Origin of the sequence: Kordia algicida OT-1, from assembly GCF_000154725.1 — a bacterium.
GTDB classification, from domain to species: domain Bacteria; phylum Bacteroidota; class Bacteroidia; order Flavobacteriales; family Flavobacteriaceae; genus Kordia; species Kordia algicida.
The window spans coordinates 3872258-3895624 of the sequence record NZ_DS544873.1 but is presented as its reverse complement, the minus strand read 5'-3'; the positions used below and the strand labels follow the sequence as shown (position 1 = coordinate 3895624).

General features: G+C 35.8%; 18 protein-coding genes. 3 read left to right on the top strand and 15 right to left on the bottom strand.

Features of this window, described 5'->3' with window-relative positions:
- Positions 1-93: 93 nt before the first annotated feature.
- Complete coding sequence (locus KAOT1_RS16645) at positions 94-573, top strand: hypothetical protein (RefSeq protein ID WP_007096036.1); 480 nt, start codon at positions 94-96, stop codon at positions 571-573.
- A gap of 225 nt (positions 574-798) precedes the next feature.
- Here the strand turns inward: KAOT1_RS16645 and KAOT1_RS16640 are convergent, their stop codons facing one another.
- The 4 genes from KAOT1_RS16640 to KAOT1_RS16625 form a co-directional block, all read right to left on the bottom strand.
- Complete coding sequence (locus tag KAOT1_RS16640; protein ID WP_007096035.1) at positions 799-1527, bottom strand: ABC transporter ATP-binding protein; 729 nt, start codon at positions 1525-1527, stop codon at positions 799-801.
- Positions 1528-1547: 20 nt separating this feature from the next.
- A complete protein-coding gene (locus KAOT1_RS16635) occupies positions 1548-3035 on the bottom strand; it encodes a DUF5687 family protein (protein ID WP_007096034.1) in 1488 nt (495 codons plus the stop codon).
- Positions 3036-3194: 159 nt separating this feature from the next.
- On the bottom strand, positions 3195-3920 hold the full coding sequence (locus KAOT1_RS16630; RefSeq protein WP_007096033.1) for a hypothetical protein: 726 nt from the start codon (positions 3918-3920) through the stop codon (positions 3195-3197).
- 35 nt (positions 3921-3955) lie between these two features.
- Positions 3956-4291, bottom strand: coding sequence for a PadR family transcriptional regulator (locus tag KAOT1_RS16625; RefSeq protein WP_007096032.1), 336 nt, complete (start codon positions 4289-4291; stop codon positions 3956-3958).
- Between the two features lie 155 nt (positions 4292-4446).
- On the opposite strand from KAOT1_RS16625, the gene KAOT1_RS16620 reads away from it, so the two are divergent.
- A complete protein-coding gene (locus KAOT1_RS16620) occupies positions 4447-5487 on the top strand; it encodes a ferredoxin--NADP reductase (RefSeq protein ID WP_007096031.1) in 1041 nt (346 codons plus the stop codon).
- Positions 5488-5514: 27 nt separating this feature from the next.
- Here KAOT1_RS16620 and KAOT1_RS16615 read toward each other — a convergent pair whose 3' ends face one another.
- From KAOT1_RS16615 to KAOT1_RS16600, 4 genes are all read right to left on the bottom strand, one after another.
- Positions 5515-6558 carry a glycosyltransferase family 9 protein gene (locus tag KAOT1_RS16615; RefSeq protein WP_238528709.1) on the bottom strand — a complete coding sequence of 348 codons (1044 nt, stop codon included), beginning with the start codon at positions 6556-6558 and terminating at the stop codon, positions 5515-5517.
- A 32-nt stretch (positions 6559-6590) separates the two neighbouring features.
- Positions 6591-7196, bottom strand: a complete 606-nt coding sequence (locus tag KAOT1_RS16610) for a DUF4254 domain-containing protein (RefSeq protein ID WP_007096029.1) — start codon at positions 7194-7196, stop codon at positions 6591-6593.
- Positions 7197-7303: 107 nt separating this feature from the next.
- A complete protein-coding gene (locus KAOT1_RS16605; RefSeq protein ID WP_007096028.1) occupies positions 7304-12766 on the bottom strand; it encodes an SdrD B-like domain-containing protein in 5463 nt (1820 codons plus the stop codon).
- Positions 12767-13005: 239 nt separating this feature from the next.
- Positions 13006-13863: a hypothetical protein gene (locus tag KAOT1_RS16600; protein ID WP_157560161.1), complete on the bottom strand. Its 858-nt coding sequence runs from the start codon at positions 13861-13863 to the stop codon at positions 13006-13008.
- A gap of 111 nt (positions 13864-13974) precedes the next feature.
- Between KAOT1_RS16600 and KAOT1_RS16595 the strand changes: the two genes are divergently transcribed.
- Positions 13975-14202, top strand: a complete 228-nt coding sequence (locus KAOT1_RS16595) for a DUF6341 family protein (RefSeq protein ID WP_007096026.1) — start codon at positions 13975-13977, stop codon at positions 14200-14202.
- On the opposite strand, the gene purD is transcribed toward KAOT1_RS16595, so the two are convergent.
- The 7 genes from purD to KAOT1_RS16560 form a co-directional block, all read right to left on the bottom strand.
- Positions 14197-15468 (bottom strand): phosphoribosylamine--glycine ligase, encoded by a 1272-nt coding sequence (gene purD / locus KAOT1_RS16590; RefSeq protein ID WP_007096025.1) that lies wholly within the window; start codon positions 15466-15468, stop codon positions 14197-14199. The genes KAOT1_RS16595 and purD overlap by 6 nt on opposite strands.
- Positions 15465-16235: a glycosyltransferase family 2 protein gene (locus tag KAOT1_RS16585; protein ID WP_007096024.1), complete on the bottom strand. Its 771-nt coding sequence runs from the start codon at positions 16233-16235 to the stop codon at positions 15465-15467. The genes purD and KAOT1_RS16585 overlap by 4 nt, the downstream gene beginning before the upstream one ends.
- Positions 16236-16237: 2 nt before the next feature.
- On the bottom strand, positions 16238-17644 hold the full coding sequence (locus KAOT1_RS16580) for an exopolysaccharide biosynthesis polyprenyl glycosylphosphotransferase (protein WP_007096023.1): 1407 nt from the start codon (positions 17642-17644) through the stop codon (positions 16238-16240).
- A 3-nt stretch (positions 17645-17647) separates the two neighbouring features.
- Positions 17648-18634 (bottom strand): UDP-glucuronic acid decarboxylase family protein, encoded by a 987-nt coding sequence (locus tag KAOT1_RS16575; protein WP_007096022.1) that lies wholly within the window; start codon positions 18632-18634, stop codon positions 17648-17650.
- Between the two features lie 99 nt (positions 18635-18733).
- The gene (locus KAOT1_RS16570; protein WP_007096021.1) at positions 18734-20044 is read right to left on the bottom strand and encodes a UDP-glucose dehydrogenase family protein; all 1311 of its coding nucleotides are present in this window, start codon (positions 20042-20044) and stop codon (positions 18734-18736) included.
- A 92-nt stretch (positions 20045-20136) separates the two neighbouring features.
- Positions 20137-22173, bottom strand: a complete 2037-nt coding sequence (locus KAOT1_RS16565; RefSeq protein WP_007096020.1) for a polysaccharide biosynthesis protein — start codon at positions 22171-22173, stop codon at positions 20137-20139.
- 58 nt (positions 22174-22231) lie between these two features.
- Complete coding sequence (locus KAOT1_RS16560; protein WP_007096019.1) at positions 22232-23365, bottom strand: DegT/DnrJ/EryC1/StrS family aminotransferase; 1134 nt, start codon at positions 23363-23365, stop codon at positions 22232-22234.
- Positions 23366-23367: the final 2 nt, after the last annotated feature.

Below are 23367 nucleotides of genomic sequence, written 5' to 3'. Positions count from 1 at the left end.
TTTTAAAAACACTTTTAAAATATACGGAATTCCCGTAACTATTTGATTTTTAGATTACTTACCTTTTATATCTAATCTAAAAAACCAAAAGTCATGAAAAAATTTAGTTACATTTTAGTATTGTTGCTGTTTGTGTTGTTTGCTTGTCAGACAGATTCTGTTGAGACTGAAACAGAAGCTTTTGAAAGAGACGTTATTGAATTGAAACGAGATGCTTCAAGTGTTGGAGTGTTTAATCGTATTCCTAGAAAGTATTTGGATAATCCGGAAGCGTATGTAGCCAAACAGTTGGAAACTTTTGCCGAAGGCGATGAAGTTCGGTATGGTTGCGTCACATTTGTTGGCGGATTAGCCATCATTGATGAAGATTGCACTATTACGAGTGGAGTTCCAGATGATTATGATGATTGTGATTTGAAAGGTGTGCGCACAATTACATGTGGTGTAAATCCTTACAATCCACTTTGTACTATTTGTGCAGTGGCTTATATTTTGGAGTGTGATGGAAAACTCGGTTGGGTTGTAGGGTATAATATTATTTGCGCTATTGGTCCGATACAGATTCCGTTGTAATTAGAAATAATCCGATTATGGGAATCTACAAATTTTGTTGAAATTTTTGATTTTTATAGGAAGTTTGCGTTAAGGATAGTAGCAAGTTACCGTGTAACGCGGATAGCCTGACCAGAACGAAAAAGACTGTTTAAAAGTATACAAATCGTGATGAGAAACTGAATCGAGTTCAGTTTGACGAATTGTAGTTTTTAAACAGTCTTTTTTGTTTTGGGAACGCCCAAATTATTCTTCTTCGGAGATTTGTACTTCTACGTCTGTTCCCGCAAAGAACATTTCGAGTTCTTTGAGTGTTTCTGCCGATTTTACGATGTCTTTAACCACTTCACCTTTGTTGAGCACTACAATTCTGTCTGAAACTTCTGTGACGTGCATTAAATCGTGACTGGAAACTAAAACCGTTGTATTGCTGTCTTCTGCTAGTTTTTTGATGATGCCTTTGAGACGAATTTGCGTTGTCGGATCGAGGTTTGCAAAAGGTTCATCGAGAATGATAACATCAGGATTTCCGATGAACGACGCTACGATTCCTGCCTTTTTTTGATTTCCTTTACTGAGATCGCGCAGGTATTTTTTTTGATTGAGAATTTCACCGTGAAAAAAGTCTTCAAACTTTGCCAAAAGTGCGTCAACGTCTGCTTTGTTTTGGTTTCTGAGTTCGCCAATGAAGTAGAAATATTCTTCTGGTGTTAGGTAACCTATAAGGAAGCTTTCGTCAATGAATGATGATGTAAATGGTTTCCATTTTTCACTTTCATGCACTTTGATTCCGTTGTTTTTGATATGTCCGGTTGTGGGTTGAATAAGATCGAGTAGCAAGCTGAAAAGCGTTGTTTTTCCTGCTCCGTTGTTTCCTACGAGCCCAAAACTTTGTCCTTTTGGAATTTTTAGGTAATCAATTTTTAAAACTGTGTTTTGTCCGTATGTTTTTGATATGTTGTCTATTGTAATCATTGTCGTAGAATTAGAGGTTATTAGTTTTCGCCAAAAGCTTCAATGGTTTTGTATTTTCCTTTTTGGTAGACTTGTTCTATTTTTTTTAGAAAGAAGTTTCTAAATAACAATCCGACGACACCACTGAGCGCCAAAGAGATAATTCCGGCATTTAATCCTGCAATGAGGTAAGGAATGTAAAATATGATAACTGGCAATAGCATTTTTGGCAAAGCAATGAGCAATTGTGTAGGATTGAAACCTTGTGTATTACTAAATGCTTTTGCTTTTTCATTGAGTTTTACGGGAACTCTGTTAAGTGCGCCACCAAATAGTGTGACAAACGAGTTGATTCCGATATTGAACGAAGCGCCTGCCGCAATCATGGCATATTTGTCCCAACCAAAGTAAATGTACGGTGTGCTGAGTAGAAACGAGATGAAAACTGCCAATACCATAAGATACCATTTGGATTCAAGGTATTTTCGGTAGGGAATGTTTTGACTCATAAGCATTTTGTAGTATTCACTATCCCAAGAAGGTACTAATTGTCCAAACGAAAAGAGAAATCCTGCCGTGACAAATATGGAAGCAAATGCTAAAAATCCTGGCATGTCATTGTATTGTTTTTGCACGAAGAAAATGACTCCGTAAAAGAGGAAAAAACCAGACATGAATAGTACTTGTTTTGGGCGTTTATTTCTCCAAATCATTCGTACATCATTTTTTAGAAAGGTTGCCAGTTTCCCAAAACGATTCATCCAAGAAAGATCAGTAGTTGTGACTTCTTTTACTTTTTTGGAAATAGCATCGTCTAAGTAAAAGCGTTTGTTGAGATAGTCAAAGTTGAGATAGTATAGAAACGCAGCCAACACAATTGGAATTAATACTAAAAACGGATAGTTGTATAGTGCATTGAAAACCATTCCGCAGATTTCGGAAACTTTAAAAGCGTCAAAATATTCGTTGATATATAAGTATTCTAATCCTGCAAGAACAGCTATAACACTTAGTACAATGTAAAAAACAGTATTGCTTTTATTAGCGAGAATATTTGTAAAATTAAGCACATACGTAATTGCAACGATAGCAAGAAACCAAAGAATGACGTTTACCGGCGAATATCCTTGTACCAATAATACAATTGAGAATGGAATAAAGATAAATAATGGCAAGAAGTTGAAAAACGACACCATTGTTTTTCCAAGCAGAAAGTGAATGATGGTTTTTTGTTTGATAGGAATTATCATGAGTGGTTTTACATTCATTACAGGCATTTGCTGCATGAAGTAGCGAAATACAAGATCGAATAGAAACCAAAAGATAAGATAGTTGTTGGCAGTTGTTATCGGGTCTTGCTCAGGGAAAAATTCACTTAGAATTTTGAATAGAAAAGCTCCTAATAATATCGCAAAACTACCAAAATATAACGCTGCAAAAATGAGCAATATTTTTATGGCAATTCCTTTTTGAAAGGAAGCCGATCGTTTGAATTCTTTCCATTGTAAACTTAGAAATGTTCTGATCATTTTTTCTGTGGGTTGGTTGTAGTGTTAGTAGCCGTTTTTTGAAAATGTTACACTTTGACTTTGCTTAGTGTGAGGTTTGTTGGGTTTGTTCTTTGTTTTTTGTTCTTTGTTTTGCGTGGATTTGTTTTTGGATGCTATTTAGTGATCTAAAGTACTGAATTAACTTTTGATTAAATCGTACTGTTTTTTGTATTCCTTGCATACAGTATGGTATCGCACAAAACTCGCTTTGATAAAGGGAAATACCAAGATAAGCATCCACGCATAGATTTGGAAATCTAGCTTGGTATCAAAGAAAATTTGGTAGCCGTTTGGCACTAAATTGAATAGGTTTAGCCATAATACCAATCCGATCATTGACATGTGTATGTGTAATGATTTTTTGGGAATTTCTCCTTTAAAATATTTATAACCTATTGGAAGAAACGGATAAAAAAGATAGATAAAACCTAGTAAAAGAGACGTCTTTTCGCTGTATTGCGCGGTTGTCATTACTAAAAGTATCATCAGCAGAAATTCTGCATAAAAACGTGCCGAAAAAAATAATTGACATACTTGTTTCCAATATGCTTTTAGGTTCTTTTTACCAATTTGTTTTTGCTTTTCTCGTTGTAGTTTTTTGAAACCTTCGCCATCTGAAAAAGTTCCTGCGGGAATCCATTTGGTGTTGTCTTTATTGAGAATGTAGCCTTTTCGCACTTGATTTCCAAACGAGAGACTTACCGATTTTAGTGCTTCTTCAAAGGTACTTTTGTTGGTTGTGATTTCTTCTTCAATGGCAGAAGCGATATGATCTAATAATTCTGCACGAACGTCCCAATAGGTTACGCCACTTCGTTGTAGGTAATCGTCAATATATTGTATTTGCTCCTGTGTTAGTTTCATGTTTTTCGCTTTTATTCATCTAATTTTTAATAAGATTAAATGCTCCATTTTGCATTGACCAACGTGTGCATGTTTCTGATGTATTCTTCGAGTTCTTTGAGTTTAGATTCGGTTTCTATACTTCCTTTTTCGGTGAGTTTGTAGTATTTGCGTAAGCGATTTTCAACTTTTGCTATTTCGACATCCAACAATTCTTCTGCTTCTAGCTTATGCAATGCAGGGTATAATGCGCCTTCGGTAATATTGAGTTCACCTTTGGTAATTTCTTTTACTTTTTGTGTGATTTCATAACCGTACATTTTCCCATGTTCTTCCAAGAGTTTTAAAATGATGGTGTGCAAGCTTCCGCGATATAGTTTTGAGTTTCCCATAGCCAAATTTATACTCAAATATAATACATAATCTTCTTATGCATAAGTTTTTTAGGTATAATTTCTTCTAAATTCGTTTTAAAAGCCTTGTAGTATTGTCTATTTTTGCTCAATTATTCGCAGATTGCGATCATTTTTATTAAAAAGATTACACCATGTCAGATTTTCGTCAGTTAGAAGTACGTCATATTCATAGAGAAACTCCAAGCGCGGTAAGCGTAGAATTTCATGTTCCAGAAGCGTTACAGCCTTCTTTTTCTTTTAAAGCAGGACAATATATTACGATAAAAACCGTGTTGAATGGTGAAGAAATTCGCAGAGCATATTCGTTATGTACCACACCGAAAGAGAATAAGTTGAAGGTTGCTATCAAAGAAGTTTCTGACGGAACGTTCTCAAAGTACGCTAACCGTGAATTGACAGCAGGAACCTTGCTCGATGTACATTCTCCGGAAGGAAATTTCATATATACGCCTTCTTCACATAGTGGCGCTATTGCACTTTTTGCCGCAGGAAGTGGAATTACACCAATTATGAGCATTTTAAAAACTGCGTTAGCATACGGAAATACCGTTGCGTTGTTGTATGGAAATAAGTCTACGGAAGAAACTATTTTTCATGATGAATTGATCGCTTTGGCAGAAAAATATCCTAATTTTTATTTGAAATTTGTGTACAGTCGATCACGTTCTGAAAATGCATTGGCAGGACGAATTGATAGCACTTCCGTGAATTATGTGTTGAAAAATCAGATGGCAGCTACTGCTTTTACTCATTATTATATTTGTGGACCAGAAGCGATGATTACCACCGTTTCTGATACGTTAAAAAGTAATGGTGTTGCTGAAGAAGCAATTCATTTTGAGTTGTTTACATCTTCTTCTGAAACGAATTCGGAAGCAGAAGCCATTACTGGAAAATCAACAATTTCTGTAACGGTTGATGATGAAGATTTTACTTTTGAAATGGACGCTAGCGAAACGATTTTGGATGCTGCTTTGAAGCAAAAGATTGATGCACCATATTCATGCCAAGGTGGAATTTGTAGTAGTTGTATTTGTAGAGTTACTGAAGGAAAAGCGATTATGGAGAAGAATCAGATTTTGACTGATAGCGAATTGGAAGAAGGAATGATTTTAGCGTGCCAAGCACATCCAACAACGGCTACTATTGCTGTTGATTTTGATGATATTTGATTTTGGGTCTTGGGTCTTGGTAAAGAATTACTTTTCAATTACTTCCACAATTTTATCAAAAACGGCTTGTGGGGAAATGGTTTCCATGACGTTTTCGTAACCTTCAGGATATTTGTTTCCGTAGATTGATGTTGGCAATAGTGGATATTTTTCTCTGTCTGCCAGTAATGCATTTTCTTGCGGTTGTCCAAATGGATAAAATCCTGCATACGGATGCGTCACTCCCCAAATAGTCACTACTTTTCTACCAAACATTGCGGCTAAGTGTGCATTTCCAGAATCCATAGAAAGCATTACATCTAAGTTGGAGATGAGCATGAGTTCTTCTTCAAAAGAAAATAATCCTGCACAGTTGATGACGTTGTTGTGTTTTTGCTCCCAAGTTGCTAGTTGTTTTTTATCTGCTGGACCACCAAAAAGGATGATTTTGTATTGATTGGTTTCGCTTAGTTTTGCAATTACAGTTTCCATTTGTGTTGCAGGATAGGTTTTTCCCGCGAAAGCGGCAAAAGGTGCAATGCCAATCCATTTTTTTGTGTCTTCACCAATGAACAAAGTTGCTTTTTTTGTCATTTCGAGTTGTGCTAAGACATCTTTTTTCTTTAGTTTGATTGCGTACCCTAATTCTGCAAAAACGTCTGCATAACGTTCGTATGTCGTTTTGAGTTGTTGGAAGATTTTATCTTCTGTGTTGATTAAGGCTTTTTTTTCTGCTCTGCCTTTGTCAATTTTAGCAATTTTATATCCGCCAAGTTTGAAATAAATACCTAAGATTTTTGAACGCAGGACATTATGTAAATCCGCAACGAGATCAATGTTAAGTTTTTTGAGTTCTTTGTAGAGTTTAAAAAGTCCGTATACACCTTTGTGTCTTCCTTTTACATCTGCTGTGTAGAAAGATACATTTGGAATGTCTTGAAAGATTGGCTTTAGAAATGCTCTTGAAACAACCGTAATTTTCACATTTGGATAACTACGCACCATTGCTTTTATGACTGGTACTGTCATAGCAACGTCTCCCATGGCAGAGAGACGTATGACTAAAATATGTGTTGAAGATGATTGTATCATCAGGTATGTTTCGTTTCGTTGAGACTTATATTTTATTTGTTTTTATTGTATAATACTGGGTTTAAATCATCATCGTTGTACATTTTCATTTGCTTGTACACTTTCATGTATTTGTCGCCATTTTCTATGTCTGCAATGAGTTGATCGATTGCTGTTGAAAGGTCTACACGTTGTTCTAATAATACGTTTAGTTTTTCTTGACATTTAGCTCTGTGCGCATCAGAAGCATCTTTACGATCTGCTTCTTCTTGCATGTGATATATTTTTAGTGCTAGTATGGATAAGCGATCGATTGCCCAAGCTGGACTTTCTGAGTTGATTGTCGCTGATTCTTTTACTTGAACGTCGTTGTATTTTTGAAGAAAGTAGCTGTCTACATATTCTACAGTATCGGTTCTGTCTTGGTTAGAAGCATCTATTAAGCGTTTTAATTTTAATGCTGCTACAGGATCTATGTTTGGATCTCTAATGATGTCTTCATAGTGCCATTGTACAGTATCAATCCAATTTTTTCTGTAGAGTAAATGCTCTATTTTATCTTTTGGATATGGATTTTCAAAAGGTTGGTTTACATCATCAATGATATGGTATTTTTCAATGCTTTCTTGAAATATTTTATTCGCTAGATCACTAAACATAATTCTTTTATTTTGATGCAAATATACGCTAATATTTGATTTTTATGGTAAATAAGAAAAGCCGCTTTTCAGCGGCTTTTCTTTTAGGTTATGGGGTTTGCTATTAATTATCGTTTGATAAACTTCTTACTAGCAACTTTATTGTTTGATGCGAATTTAGCGTAGTACATTCCTGGCGCTAATCTTGCAACGTCTATTTTAATTTCACCTGCTACCTGACCTGCAGTTGTTGTCATTACTTTATAACCACGGTCATTGTAAATCTCAACAGTTACGTCTCCTGCAAACTCATCAGCATTGATAGCGATTTGTCTAACAGTTGGGTTAGGATATAATCTTAATCTTTCAGATACATCAACTGGAGCTTCATTTACTGTAGTTCCGTTTGTGAACATAACATCATCCGTATTTTGATCTCTAGATGTGTTGTTTAAGTTTACATAGTTGATACCGAAGTTAACTCCTGTAACGTTACCTGTCATGATTGTTGGGTATACTCCATCAGGGCTTGCAGTTCCTGTATCAGGATCGTATGTTGCTGTCCAAGATTCGAATGGTGGATTGTCATCTGGAATTACAATTACAACAAATACAAGTCCTGGTGGTACTTCATTTACAAAGTAGTTAGGATCTAAGAATCCGAATCCTCCGTTTGACGTTTGTGTAAATGCTACTAGAGCATCAACATTAGGATCGAATGTTCCTGATAAATCAGTATCTGCATAGATTTCAACATCAAGTCCGTCTAATGAACCTTCTCCTGGATCAGCGATACCATTTTCATTATCATCATCAAATACAACTCCTGTTACTTCAAATAAGCTAGCAGCAATTTTAATACCGAAATCTATATCAACAATGTCTGTGTTAAGACTAGAAACAATTCTTGCTCCTGGTGTTGTTAATGTTCCGTTAGATGGTACTGTAGGAACAACAATTGCGTTTGCAAAGCTTACATTTGTGAACTCGAAGAAACCAGTTGTACCTGTAAATATTGTACTTACTGGAGTTTCACCAGCATCAACAATTCCGTTTGCGTTAGCATCGTTGTATAATGATACTCCAACACCTTCTAATCTTAATTCGTTAGAATCTTTAACTTGGTCACTATTTTGGTCATCCCAAACGATACCGCTTATGTTAAATGAAACTACAATTGTTCTTTGGATACCAAAGTTGATATTGTTTGTATTCATTCCTGAGCTTAACGATACAGATATTGGCGTTGTTGCTGTGTACTGGAACTGTGCATTGTTTGATGGTACTAATACCTGAACAATTACGTTTGCAGCAGTTAATCCTGTAAACTGGTAGTTTCCATTTCTGTCTGAGTTAGTTGTTCCTAATAATGGCTCACCTCTGTCTACTCTACCGTTTCCATTGATGTCATTAAATAATCTTACTGTTACACCAGCTAATCCACCGTCACCAGTAATGTCTCCATCACCATTTTGATCGTTGAATACGTTTCCAGTTACTGCGTAAGTAGCACTATCTTGATTGATTCCAAAGTCAACTCCAGTTACGTCAGTTGTAGCAGAACTTGTGTCTACTATTCCTGATGTTGTTAACGTGTAAGTAAAGTTACTGTCGTTTGTTGGTACTGTTACTTCAACTAATGTATTTTGTACTGTTACATTTGAGAAACTGTATGTTCCGTCGTTTGCAGAAGTTGTAGTAGTGATTACTGTATCGCCAGTATCAACTGCTCCATCATTGTTGTTATCTGCATATAATGTAAGCGTTACGTTTTCTAATCTTCCAGCTTCAGCAGCATCGATAGTTCCGTTTTCGTTATCGTCATCAAATACAGTTCCTGAGATGTTGTAGTTAATTACTTGAACTCTGTCAATTCCGAAGTTAACACCTGTTACATCTGTAATAGTTGAACTTACTGCTTGATCTCCAGCTGTAGTTAACGTGTATGTAAATGTAGCAGTATCTGCTGGTACAGTTATAGCAACAATTGTGTTTTGTACAGTTACTCCTGTAAAGCTGAAGTTTCCAGACATTGTGCTAGTTGTTGTTGTTGTGATTACTGTATCACCAGCATCTAAAACTCCGTCATTATTGTTATCTGCATATAGTGTTACTAAAACAGCTCCAATAAATCCTTCTCCCATTTCTCTTACTCCACTTGCGTTGTTGTCATCAAATACATTTCCTGAGATGTTGTATAAGATAACTTCTTCTTCGTTGATTCCGAAGTCAACTCCTGTTACATCAGCAATAGTAGAGCTAGTATTAACTTCTCCTGCTGTTGTTAATGTGTAAGTGAATGTTGCCGTATCAGTTGGTACAGTTACTTCAACTACTGTGTTTTGTACTGTTACATTTGAGAAACTGTATGTTCCATCGTTTGCAGAAGTTGTTGAAGTGATTACTGTATCACCTGCGTCAACTGCTCCATCAGCATTGTTATCAGCGTATAATGTAAGTGTTACTGCGTCTAATCCAGCTTCTGTATCGTTTACACCATTTTCATTGTTATCATCAAATACAGTTCCTGAGATATTGTAGTCAATAATTTGAACTTTATTGATTCCAAAGTCTTGGTCAGTTACATCTGTGATAGTAGAGCTAACTGCTAATTTTATAGCTGTAGTCGCTGTATATGTGAATTCTGGTGTGTTTGCTGGTACTTCAACTCCTACTAATGTGAACTCAGTTGTTACGTTTGTAAAGCTATATGTTCCATCAACTCCAGTTGAACCAATTTCTAAAAGTCCGTCTCCAGCAGTTAATGTTCCACTTTGGTCATTATCTGAGTATAATTTTACAGTTACTGCGTCTAAACCTGCTTCTGAATCATTAACTCCGTTAGCGTTATCATCATCAAATACAGTTCCTGAGATGTTGTAATTGATAACACGTACTTCATTGATTCCAAAATTAACTCCAGTTACATCTGTAGTTGTAGAACTTGTATTTACAACTCCTGGAGTTGTTAATGTATATGTAAAGTCTGGTGTGTTTCCTGGTACTGTTACTGCTACTACTGTGTTTGGTGTAGTTACATTTGCAAAGCTGTATGTTCCGTCAACTCCTGTTGTAGCAGAAGTGATTACTGTGTCTCCAGCATCAAGTGCTCCATCATTGTTGTTATCAGCATATAATGTTACTGTGATAGCATCTAAGTTATCTTCTCCAGCATCTTGCGCTCCACTTTCGTCATTGTCATCGTATACATTTCCTGAGATAGTGTAATCGATCACTTGAACTTCATTGATTCCAAAATTAACTCCAGTTACATCTGTAGTTGTAGAACTTGTGTTTACTTCTCCTGCAGTTGTTAATGTGTATGTAAAGTCAGGTGTGTTTCCTGGTACTGTTACCGCTACTACTGTGTTTGGAGCAGTTACGTTTGTGAAGCTATATGTTCCGTCAACTCCAGTTGTTGCTGCTGAGATTGCTGTATCTCCTGCATCAACCGTTCCGTTTGCGTTGTTGTCAGCATATAATGTTACTGTGATAGCATCTAAGTTATCTTCTCCAGCATCTTGTGCTCCACTTTCGTCATTATCATCGTATACATTTCCTGAGATTGCATAGTTGATAACTTCTTCTTCATTGATTCCGAAGTCAACTCCAGTTACGTCATTATTGATTTCATCAATTGCTTGAGTTCCTGGTGTTGTAAGTGTGTAAGTAAAAGTTCCTGTATTAGTAGGTACTGTTACTGCTACGATTGTATTTTGAATACATACGTGTAAGAAGCTATAAGTTCCATCTGTTGCAGATGTAGTTGTTGTAATTACTGTATCATTAGCATCTAATACTCCGTCAGCGTTTGTGTCGTTGTATAAAGTTAATGTTACGTTGCTTAATCCAGCTTCTCCGTTTTCTAATGCTCCGTTTTCGTTATTGTCATCATAAACAGTTCCGAAAACATCATAATTTACAGGGATTTGCTCCTCGTTAATTCCAAAGTTAACTCTTACATCATCTGTAGAACCTGTTACCGCTACGGTTTCTGGTGTTGTTGATGTGTATGTAGTAGTATTTGTATTACTTGGTACAGTAACTGCTACTAATGTGTTAGCAACTTGAACGTCTGGGAATGCATACCATCCTGTTGAACTTGTGTTTCTTGTATCAATTACAGTATCTCCTGAATCTAACACACCATCAGCGTTGTTATCAGCATATAATGTTACTAGAACACCTTGTAATCTTCCGTCAGTATTCTCTAGGTTTCCATTTTCGTTGTTATCATCGTAAACAGTTCCTTTTACTTTGTATGATACAGGTGGTGTTAAGTTGATGTAATCAGACGCATCTGTAATTCTACCAACATCGTGTGGATTTAAACCAGAAATTTCGTGTAATGATCCTAATTGAATGCTATTGTAAGTTCTTAAGCTTGAAGGTGCCGTATACGTTTGTACGAAACTTTTTGTTACATAAGAATTTTGAGGACAACCGTAGTAGTAATAAGTAGAATATGTTCTCTTATTTTTTAATAATTGAAGGTTGCTGTGCTTATCTTTTGCCATTTGAGCGTATACATCTTCGTTGTTAGCCCAGTCATATCTGTTGCTATTGAAGTTGTAAGCTTGAACTTGGTAAGATGTAGCCGCATACATTTGACCGTTGTCATCAACTACGATATCTCCAAGTTCTCCTCTGTAAAGGAAACTAGAGTACCACCAGTTGTCATATACTGGTCTTCCGTTTGCTACAGAAGTTGTTTGACCAGTGTTATCAGATAATCCATTGAAAGAGATTTCTAATAAGTACATTTTGTTATTGTATGTACTGTGCGAGTAACTTTGCGTGTAAGATTCTGCTTGTGTAGCTCCTCTTTGTTGTAAGTCACCATCGTTATTAGTTGTTTCAGCTTCAGGTAATTCAGCTTCAGGAATGTAGTCGTTTACATTGTCGTTTAATTGGTTAGCTTCTTCAGCTTCAACAATTTCGAAATCAGCAGGAGTTTCTCCGTCTCCGTCTCTACCTCCGTTGTCTACTTCGTCAGCTTCAGTTGTAGCTGTGCTTCTTGTTACAGGTCCATTAGCAAACATTCCTGTTGGCGCTGTTCCCGCCGCTCTTGGATTGTTGTTTAATTCATCTTTTGGATTACTGTTACCAGAGCTAGTTCCTCTGTAGTAGTAACAATACGTTGGGTATTCCATTGCGAAATATAATTTCCCATTGTAAAATGTTGCTCCACCAGAAGCTAGACCTCTAGAAGAATACGCGTGACCAGTACTTGTAAAGAAATGTCTAACTGATCCAAAGTTTTTGTGTGTATTTGTATACACATTGTAACCATAAATCGTCCAGTTGTAACTAGAGATGTGGTTTGAAACGTAAAAAATCCATCCCGTAGTGGCGTCACTAGCGATAGAGTTAATTTCGTTTACATAAGGTGATGTTGCCAACAACGTAGCTTGGTACGTGTTCATGTTGAGCGTGTAAATTCTTTTTCCTGCCGAAATGATAATCGAGTTATCATTGGTAGTCATAATTTCATTCTCAACAACATTTTCGCTTGAAGGCATTGAATTTGCGAAAACGTTCGTCAGTCCTAATAAGGCTGTTAGGACCAAAAGAGTAATTTTAGTCTTCATTGATTTGCTGTTTAGTTAACTATTATATGTGGCTTAATACACAAATAGAAAAAATTAATAATAAGTTTGGGGTGAGCGGCTTAATTCTCGAACACAAAAATATTTTTAATTCTTGTAATAAACAGACAACGGGTTTTCTTTTAGATAAAACGTCATTAAAATCGAGAAAAAGCACGTTATGTAGCTTTAGTATTACAAAAATGTAAGTCAAAACCTTCCTTCGATTACGGTTTGTAGGCTTATTTTGAATAAAAATTGAATAAGAAACTAACAATCATTAGTAAAAAGAGTAGAATATCGCTTATCCTTTTATTTTCAATATTTTCTAGAAGATTTGCCACAAAAAAACCTGCTGGAAAGAGCAATAAAACTTCGGTATTGTAGGTGTTATTTTTAGCGAATAAAACGTACGCAGCCCCTGTAAAAAACAGCATTTTAGTTAATAAAAAAGAAATCTTTTTTTGAGAAGAATACGTTTTGATTTTTAATAAAAATATTACAAAATTTAAACCAAAAAGCAAGGTAAATAGCGAATGTAGCAGAATTCTTCTAAAATCTGTCTCCAAATAGTTAATTTTTATATCAAACTGAAATAGCTGATTTGTAAGAATGCTTTTGTCATTTATATATAAGTATACGAGAAACAAGCCAATTATTCCAAAAAAACTAATTAAAGGAACAAGCCAATTTCTGTAATCACTCGATACATATACAAGAATTGTCAAGTAAATTACACCAAAGTAAACAACCATCCACGAATCCAACAAGATTGCCAAAGTGATATATAAAGATGCATCAAATAATTTCTGTTTGATACTTTTTAAAGACGCTAAACTGATGATTCTTCTAAATGCCAACAATGCCAACACTAAAATACTTACCACTTTTATATGCGCAAATATGTTGGGAAAAACACCAATGAGTAAGGTAAAAGCAAATAGTGCAAAATCATTCTGCTGTGTGAGTTCGTTCTTTTTTACGATAAAATCTACCATAAATAGCGAAAACAACAATAAAAGTACTACAGGAACCTCAACAGTTAACATTTCTAAACCAATGCTCTTATTACTTGAAAATAAGTATATTACAAAATACATAAGAAGAATTCCTATGCATAAAATAAAATTTATTGGTTTTGATTTGCCAAAAACGCTTGTTATCATTTTAGGTTTTTATATTTTTGTAGTGTAAATATAAATGATTTATCGATGAAAGATCTTTTTGAAGGAATCGCTTACTTGTTTGAAGAAGTATTATTTGCTCCTTTTAATGCAATGCGTGAATTAGAATTAGAAAACTGGACAGTAGCAAATACAGTTAACTGGCTTTTTATGATTATTGGAGCCGTTGCCATGGTTTACTGGGTAATGCAGTTAAAAAAATTCAACGACAATAACGAAGAAAGCAAAGACGTTACGGCTCACTCTTATTTATAAGTCAAAGCCAATATCTTTTCTATAATACATCTTATCAAAATATAACTTTTCTATGTTTTGATAAGATTTTTTTATGGCTTCTTTGTAAGTTGCAGCATGCGAAGTAATCGCAATAACGCGTCCGCCATTGGTCACTACTTTTTCTCCATCTAGTTTTGTTCCTGCGTGAAATACAATGGAATCTTTAATAGTTTCTATTCCTGTAATTTCTTTTCCTTTTTCATAGGCTTCAGGATATCCGCCAGAAACCACCATTATCGTTGTTGCTGCTTCATCCTTAATAGTTAACGCTACTTCATTCAACGTTTGTTTTCCTACTGCTTCAAACAATTCCACCAAATCGTTTTCCAATCGTGGAATGACAACTTCCGTTTCCGGATCGCCCATGCGTACATTATATTCTATGACAAACGGATCGTTTCCAACTTTAATCAGTCCGATAAAGACAAAACCTTTATACGGCAAGTTGTCTTTTTGAAAACCTTCCACCGTTGGCTTGATGATGCGTGTTTCAATTTTTTCCATAAATTCCACATCTGCAAATGGCACAGGCGATATTGCGCCCATTCCACCTGTATTTAATCCGGTGTCACCTTCGCCAATACGTTTGTAATCTTTCGCTGTTGGAAGCGTTACATAGTTTTTTCCATCCGTTAGCACAAAACAACTCAATTCAATTCCATCTAAAAATTCTTCAATGACAACTTTGGTACTTGCGTCACCAAATTTTGCATCTACCAACATTTCGCGTAACGAATTTTGTGCTTCTTGTAAATCATCAATGATTAATACGCCTTTTCCAGCCGCCAAACCATCTGCTTTTAATACGTATGGTGGTTTTAAAGTGGTTAAAAATTGGCAACCAGCTTCCACGGTATCTTTTGTAAAACTTTCATACGCCGCTGTTGGAATGTTGTGACGCATCATAAATTTTTTAGCAAATTCTTTGCTTCCTTCCAATTCTGCTGCTTCTTTTTGCGGACCAATTACGTGAATTCCCTTTAATGCATCATCATTTAAAAAATAATCGTGAATTCCTTTTACCAAAGGATCTTCTGGACCAACTACAACAATGTCTATATTGTTTTCGATTGAAAATTTCCCAATCGCTTCAAAATCGTTCACATTTATTGCTACATTTTCAGCAATTGCCGCCGTTCCTGCATTTCCTGGCGCTACAAAAAGCTTTGTTAATTTTGGACTTTGCGCTAGTTTCCAAGTCAATGTGTGTTCTCTACCTCCTGATCCTAAAACAAGAATGTTCATAGTTGTGTTGTTTGTTGTGGTTTTATAAAGAAATGTTCTATTAGAAATCGAATTAAATACCAACTCGATTTGAAAGCTCCAAAGTTAAGTGCCTTTCTGTAAATAGTATAATTGTATTTTAATAAATTTAGTTTATTGGACGAAATTGAATCTTCGCGTACGCGATATGTTGCCAAAGGTGCTGATAAACTGTAGGCAAAACCTACTTTTTGTATCAACGTAAGCCATAATGCCCAATCTTGGCGTTTGCGAATGTTTGGCATATATACTTTGCCTAGTTTGTCTGCATTATACATTCCCGTGAGGTTTCCAATATAATTGCTCTTGAGCATTTTGGAGAAATTTACTTTTGGCAAAGCTTTTATCATTTTTCCTAATGATCTTCCTTCTTCATCCATCAATTCATAGCTTGAAAAACTGACCACAATGTCTTTTTCTTGCATGAATGCGATTTGCTTGCTAAGTTTTTCTGGTTTCCATAAATCATCTGCATCTAAAAACGCCATATAAGTTCCGTTAGCTTTTTTAATCGCAGTATTTCGTGCAATGGCTGCACCTGAATTGGTTTCTAGCACATGCACTTTGATTCTATCATCTGCAGAAGCGTATTTTTTAAGAATGGAAACAGTTTCATCGGAAGAAGCATCATCAACCAAAATCAGTTCCCAATTCGCATAACTTTGTGCTTGTACAGAGTTAATGGTTTCTGAGATGAATCCTTCAGAATTGTACGTAGGCGTAATGACAGAAACTAACGGTTTTTGCATGATTAGTATGCCTTTTTTTCTCCTTTGACAATGTTTACAACCGTTTCAAAGATAATCTTTATGTCTAGAAACAATGACCAATTTTCAATGTAAAATATGTCGTATTTGATTCTATTAATGATGTCTTCGTCATTTTTAATTTCGCCACGATATCCTTTTACTTGTGCCAATCCAGAAATACCTGGTTTTACGCTATGGCGGAATACAAAGTTGTACTTGTCAATCTTTTTGGCGTATTGTTTTGTGTACGGAATCATGTGTGGTCGTGGTCCAACTACCGACATGTCACCGATAAGCACATTGAAAAATTGTGGCAATTCGTCAATACTCGTTTTTCTGATGAAACGACCAATTTTCGTCACACGTGAATCTTGCTCAGTCACATGATCGTAATCGACATCGCTATTATGTGTTAACGAACGGAATTTGTAACAGGTAAATTCTTTGTAATTGATTCCGTTGCGAATGTGTTTATAAAAAACAGGTCCTTTTGATTCGAGTTTAATCAATATTGCCATTAACGGAATAAACCAAGATAGAAAGAAAATGATAACAACAAGTGAAAAAGCGATATCAAAGGCACGTTTTATAAATCGGTTTAAACCATTATTCAACGCAACTTCTTGAATAGATAATACAGGCAAATAGTTGTAGTAATCTGTTTTGAGACGTTTGGTGATTAATTTTTTGGTATTTGGTATAAACTTGATGTTAATCATGTTTATACTTGCATACTTTACATAGTCGTTCACATGCTTTTCCGAAAGCTCATCAATAGCGCAATATATTTCGTCAATACCTTGTTCTTCTTCTATAAAGTCAAAGCTTTCTTCAATAGTTCCCGTGATATTGTCGCCGTTTTTATCACTAAAAATACCCAAGAGTTTGTAACCGAGTTCTTTGTTATTTTTAAACAAACGTTCCAGTTCTTGCGCGCCAGCACTGAATCCGATGATGATTACACGACGAATGTTTCCATCCAACACAGCGCGGTATTTTTTTAAACCATAATACCCAATTATTTTCCCTAATCCGATGATTCCAAAGCTCAGCATCAAATATTTAAAAGTCACAAATGCCTGTACATCAATACTTCTAAAAATTCCGATAAACGCATACATAATTAGTGTATACGCTAACAATTGCTTGATAAGTAAGGATAAAATGTGTGGTACCGAAGTAAATCGATATACGTTGTAAAATTTTAAAAAGAAGGTGGATAACGGCCAAAAAATGATCGTGTATATGATGAATAATAAATGTTTGTTATTCCAAAAACTATTCTCAAAAAAGTATAAATCTTGATCGTTAAAGCTAAAAAAGAAAAAGACAAGAATATTTATGACGCACAAATCGAACACCACAAAAAATGGTCTCAAGAGCCATGAATATCTTCCTCTAGTATGCATGCGTTACATTCTTGTATAGGTTGAAAAATCTTTGTGTTCTTTTTTGAAAAGTTCTTTTTCTGGTAGTGATTTAAAGTATTCGTAGGTTTTTTTCATGCCTTCGCTACGATCTACTTTTGGTTCCCAATTTAGGATTTCTTTAGCTTTACGAATGTCTGGTTTTCGCTGTAGCGGATCGTCCACAGGTAATTCTTTATAAATTACTTTTTGAGACGTTCCTGTCAATTTAATGATTTCCTCAGCAAAATCTCTAATGGTGATTTCATGCGGATTTCCGATGTTGATTGGTTCTACATAATCACTCATTAATAATCTAAAAATTCCTTCCACTTGATCGGTAATGTAACAGAAGGAACGCGTTTGCAATCCGTCACCAAAAACGGTTAAATCTTCTCCGCGCAACGCTTGCCCAATAAATGCTGGAATTACGCGTCCGTCGTTGAGTCGCATTCGTGGTCCATATGTATTAAAAATACGCACAATCCGCGTTTCCAATCCGTGAAAACGGTGATATGCCATCGTAATAGATTCTTGAAAACGTTTGGCTTCATCATAAACTCCTCGCGGACCAATGGTATTTACGTTTCCGTAATATTCTTCGTGTTGTGGATGTACTAACGGATCACCATAAACCTCAGAAGTAGACGCAATGAGAATTCGTGCTTTTTTCTCTTTTGCCAATCCTAATAAATTATGTGTTCCGAGTGAACCAACTTTTAAGGTTTGAATCGGAATTTTTAAATAATCAATCGGACTTGCTGGCGAAGCAAAATGTAAAATATAGTCTAGTTTTCCAGGAACGTGTACAAATTTTGTCACATCGTGATGGTAAAACTGAAATTCTTTTAGGTGGAATAAATGTTCAATGTTACGAATGTCTCCCGTAATGAGATTGTCCATTCCAATAACGTGATATCCTTCGTTAATGAAGCGATCGCATAAGTGTGAACCTATAAATCCTGCAGCTCCCGTAATTAGAATTCGTTTCATCTGTTTATTTTTTATTGTTTCTCATCCATCAGATGGAATTCGCCAATAAATATCTTGATTTGCATCAAGATTGGTAATGGCGTAGTTGGTTATTTTGGATTATAAAACTTCTTTTCGTCCGATAGAAAAATAGGTAAATCCTTCTTTTTCCATTTCTGCGACATCGTATAGGTTTCTTCCGTCAAAAATGATCGGTTGCTTTAAATGTTCTCTTAGTTTTTGAAAATTTGGTGTTCTAAAAATGCTCCACTCTGTACAAATAATAAGCGCATCGGTATTTTCAATGGCTTCATACATACTTTGTGCGTATTCAATTTTATCACCTAATTTCGCTTTTACATTGTCCATCGCTTCTGGATCAAACGCTTTTAGTTTTGCTCCTTTGGCGAGTAATTCGTCAATGATATATAACGATGGCGCTTCACGAATATCATCGGTTTCTGGTTTAAAAGCCAATCCCCAAATTGAGATTGTTTTTCCCGTTAAATCGTCTCCTAAGTGATTGAGTACTTTTGGGATTAACGCTGTTTTCTGCTTGTCATTAACGTTGATTACTGCATCTAAAATCTGAAAATTGTAATTGTTGTCTTTTCCTGATTTGTGCAATGCTTTTACATCTTTTGGAAAACATGATCCGCCGTAACCAATTCCTGGAAATAGGAAACGCTTTCCAATACGTGAATCTGTTCCCATTCCGATACGCACTTTATCAACGTCTGCACCTACTTTTTCACAGAAGTTGGCAATCTCGTTCATAAACGTAATTTTTGCCGCTAAAAACGAGTTGGAAGCGTATTTGGTAAGCTCCGCAGATTTTTCATCCATGATTAAAATCGGATTCCCCGAACGTACAAATGGATTGTATAAACGTTGCATGAGTTTGGTTGCTCTTTCAGAACTTGAACCAATAACGATTCGTTCTGGCTTCATAAAATCATCAACTGCAAAACCTTCACGTAAAAATTCTGGGTTAGATACTACGTCAAAATCTACCTTTGCATACTTAGCGACAACAGCAGTAACTTTTTCGGCAGTTCCCACAGGAACCGTGCTTTTATCAACAATTACTTTATAATCGGTTATGAGTTTCCCGATATTTTCAGCAACGCCTAATACGTATGATAAATCGGCAGAACCATCTTCATCTTCTGGTGTTGGCAATGCTAAAAATATAATTTGTCCGTGATTGAGTCCTTCTTCAAGCGAAGTGGTAAATTTTAAACGACCTGCGTTTATGTTTCTTTCAAAAAGTATATCTAAATGTGGTTCATAAATAGGAACTTCGCCGTTCTGCATTCGTTCCACTTTATGTTTGTCGATATCGACACAAAGTACATCATTTCCTGTTTCAGCTAGACACGTTCCTGTGACTAATCCTACATATCCTGTTCCTACAACAGTTATTTTCATTTATTTCTCTTTTATGTTGCAATCTTTGGAGTTTTATTTTTGTGTGAAATTAAAACTCTGTGATTTGATGTTTTTATTAGGTAAACTGTTCCTTAGGATACTTTTTTGTCTGATAATTTTTTGACTTTCGTATCTTTTCCTTTTTTGTCTAATTTCTCATAGGAAGAATTCATACTCTTGTATTCAGGAACAATTGCTTTCATTCGTTTTACAACTTCCACTTTATCAAAAAGTGATGCAGAATTGATTAATTCGCCAACATTGTCATTAATCTCTTTATAATCATACATTTCCGCACGCGCAATCATGATTTTTTCATTGTACGTTGGCAATGTGGTTGATTTGTCGTTTAACAATTCTTCGTATAATTTTTCACCTGGACGCAATCCGATGATTTTGATATCAATGTCCTTGTTTGGAACGAAACCTGCAAGTTTGATGATTTTCTTCGCCAAATCGATGATTTTTACAGCTTCTCCCATGTCAAAGATGTAAATTTCGCCACCATTCCCCATGGCTCCTGCTTCCAGTACTAACTGGCAAGCTTCTGGAATAGTCATAAAATAGCGAATGATATCTGGATGCGTAATCGTTAATGGTCCGCCTTCTGCAATTTGACGCTTAAATAATGGCACTACCGAACCGTTGGAACCTAATACGTTTCCAAAACGCGTTGTTACGTAATTTGTTACATAACGATTGTCATTTTTAAAAGCTTCTTGCAAAGTTTGCACATAGATTTCTGCAATTCTTTTGGAAGCTCCCATTACGTTACTTGGGTTTACAGCTTTGTCTGTAGAGACTAAAACGAATTTGTCTGTTTGATATTTTAATGCCGTATCAGCTACGTTTTTAGTCCCCATGACATTTACAAAAATAGCTTGCGACGGATTGTCTTCCATCAACGGAACGTGTTTGTAGGCTGCCGCGTGATAGACTACTTGTGGTTTGTAAAGTTCAAAGATGTTTTCTAGTTTTTCTTTGTCGCGCACATCTGCGATTACAGCTTCAAAGTTTAACTCTGGAAAGTTCGATTTGATTTCCATTTGTATTTGATACAAAGGTGTTTCCGCTTGGTCAACAATGATGAGCTTTTCCGGATTGTAGTTGGCAACTTGTCGTGCAATTTCGCTACCAATAGAACCTGCACCACCTGTGACTAAAATTCTACGGTTGTACAGTTCTTTTGCAATTAATTTGTTGTTTAATACTATTGGTTCTCTTTCGAGTAAGTCTTCAATTTGAACGTTTTGAATTTGTTGCGCTAAGTTGACATTTTCTTTGTCTTCCATATCGGAGACAATTGGCGCTCTAAATACTTTGATGTTGTGTTCTAAACATTCATCTACAATTTTGATACGTTCTTCTTGCGTGATGGATTTGTCTGCTAAGATGATGGCATTTGCTCCGTACGCACGTAAGATGACTGAAAGCTTTCTTTTAAGATGAATGATTGGTAATCCTAAAATTTCTTTACTTTGATTTTTTCCTTTTTTGTCGATGAAACCAATTAGTTTATAACGCATTGGACGTTCTACTTTGAGTGCGTTTGAGATTGCAATCGCGTTAGAATCTATTCCGTAAATCATCACAGTAACTTGATCTTCCTTGGTGGCGTAATCAAAATAGGCTTCAAATACTTGTTTTACTAATACTCTAAAGAGCAATAGAAACGAGAACGACATCACAAAGTAAATGAACAGTTTTGGCGTTAAAAACAACGGTTCATCATTGATGATAAGATGTGAATAGTTGACAACTAATAGCGTGATTAATGTTGCTAAGGAAGCCAAGAAAAATTTAATCGCATCTATAAATGTTGAGTGCCGAATAAGTCCTGCATACGTTCTAAAGAAAATAAAGAATAGCAAGTTGGTAATTAGAATGAGTGCATCTCTTGGCGTAAGTCCTAAGAATGAAGAAGACGCATGCGCGTCTAAATCACTGATGTTGATATTGTTTACAATGGCGCTTGTAAGCAATAACGAAACACAACAAATAAACATGTCAAAGCATAAGATAAGCCATCTAGGCAAGTATCCTATGTTTTTAAAATCAATGCGCTTTTTGCTTGATTTTAAGACTTGCTTGAGTGCCTCTTTTATGCTTTTTGGATTCAATACCTTCATCTTCTCAAAAAAAACCGATTCTTTATTTAATGATACAAATTACTTAATTTATTTGTTTCTATGCTAGAAAAGCAGCTATAACTTGTGTAATACGTTCTTTTTCTTGTGTGGTTAGGTTGGAACCTGATGGCAAGCAAAGTCCTGTGTTAAATAGGTTTTCACAAATATTTGTTCCGTAATACGGGTATTTTTCAAAGATTGGCTGCAAATGCATTGGTTTCCAGAGTGGTCGCGATTCAATATTGTCTTCCCACAACGCTAAACGCAAGTCTTCGCGAGAAAAACCTGCTATTTTTTCATCAACGGTGATACAACTTAACCAATGGTTCGAGAAATAATCTTCGTTTGGTTCTTCAAATACGGTTACGCCCGCAACATCTTTGAAGATATTTTTGTAAAATTTTTGCATGTCTCTACGAAGTCCGATGTGTTTGTCTAAGACTTCCATTTGACCTCTCCCAATTCCGGCTACAATATTACTCATTCGGTAATTGTAACCTACGTGCGAATGTTGGTAATGTGGTGCATCGTCTCTGGCTTGTGTAGCTAAGAAAATTGCTTGTTTTTTAGCTTCTTCATCGTTACAAACAATTGCTCCGCCACCAGAAGTTGTGATGATTTTGTTTCCATTGAATGATAATGCAGCATATGCACCAAATGTTCCACAGTTTTGTCCTTTGTAAGTAGAACCTAAGGATTCTGCGGCATCTTCTATGATGGCAATTTCATATTTGTTCGCAATTGCTACAATTTCGTCTATTTTGGCTGGCATTCCGTATAAGTGTACGGGAATGATTGCTTTTGGCTTTTTTCCATTAGCGATTCTATCTTTTATTGCAGTTTCTAGATGATTTGGACACATGTTCCATGTTTCCAGTTCGCTGTCTACAAATACCGGAGTTGCTCCTTGATACAGAATCGGATTCGCGGAAGCGGAAAAAGTCATACTCTGACAAATAACCTCATCGCCTGCTGTAACGCCAGCTAAGATCAACCCTAAATGAATTGCCGCAGTTCCCGACGCCAACGCTCCAACTTCTTTTTGCGTGTTTAGAAACTGTTTTAAATCATTTTCAAATCCTGTTACATTTGGTCCAAGTGGCGCAATCCAATTGGTGTCAAATGCTTCGTGGATGTATTTTAATTCGTTTCCGCCCATGTGCGGAGATGAAAGCCAAATTCTTGAATTCATAG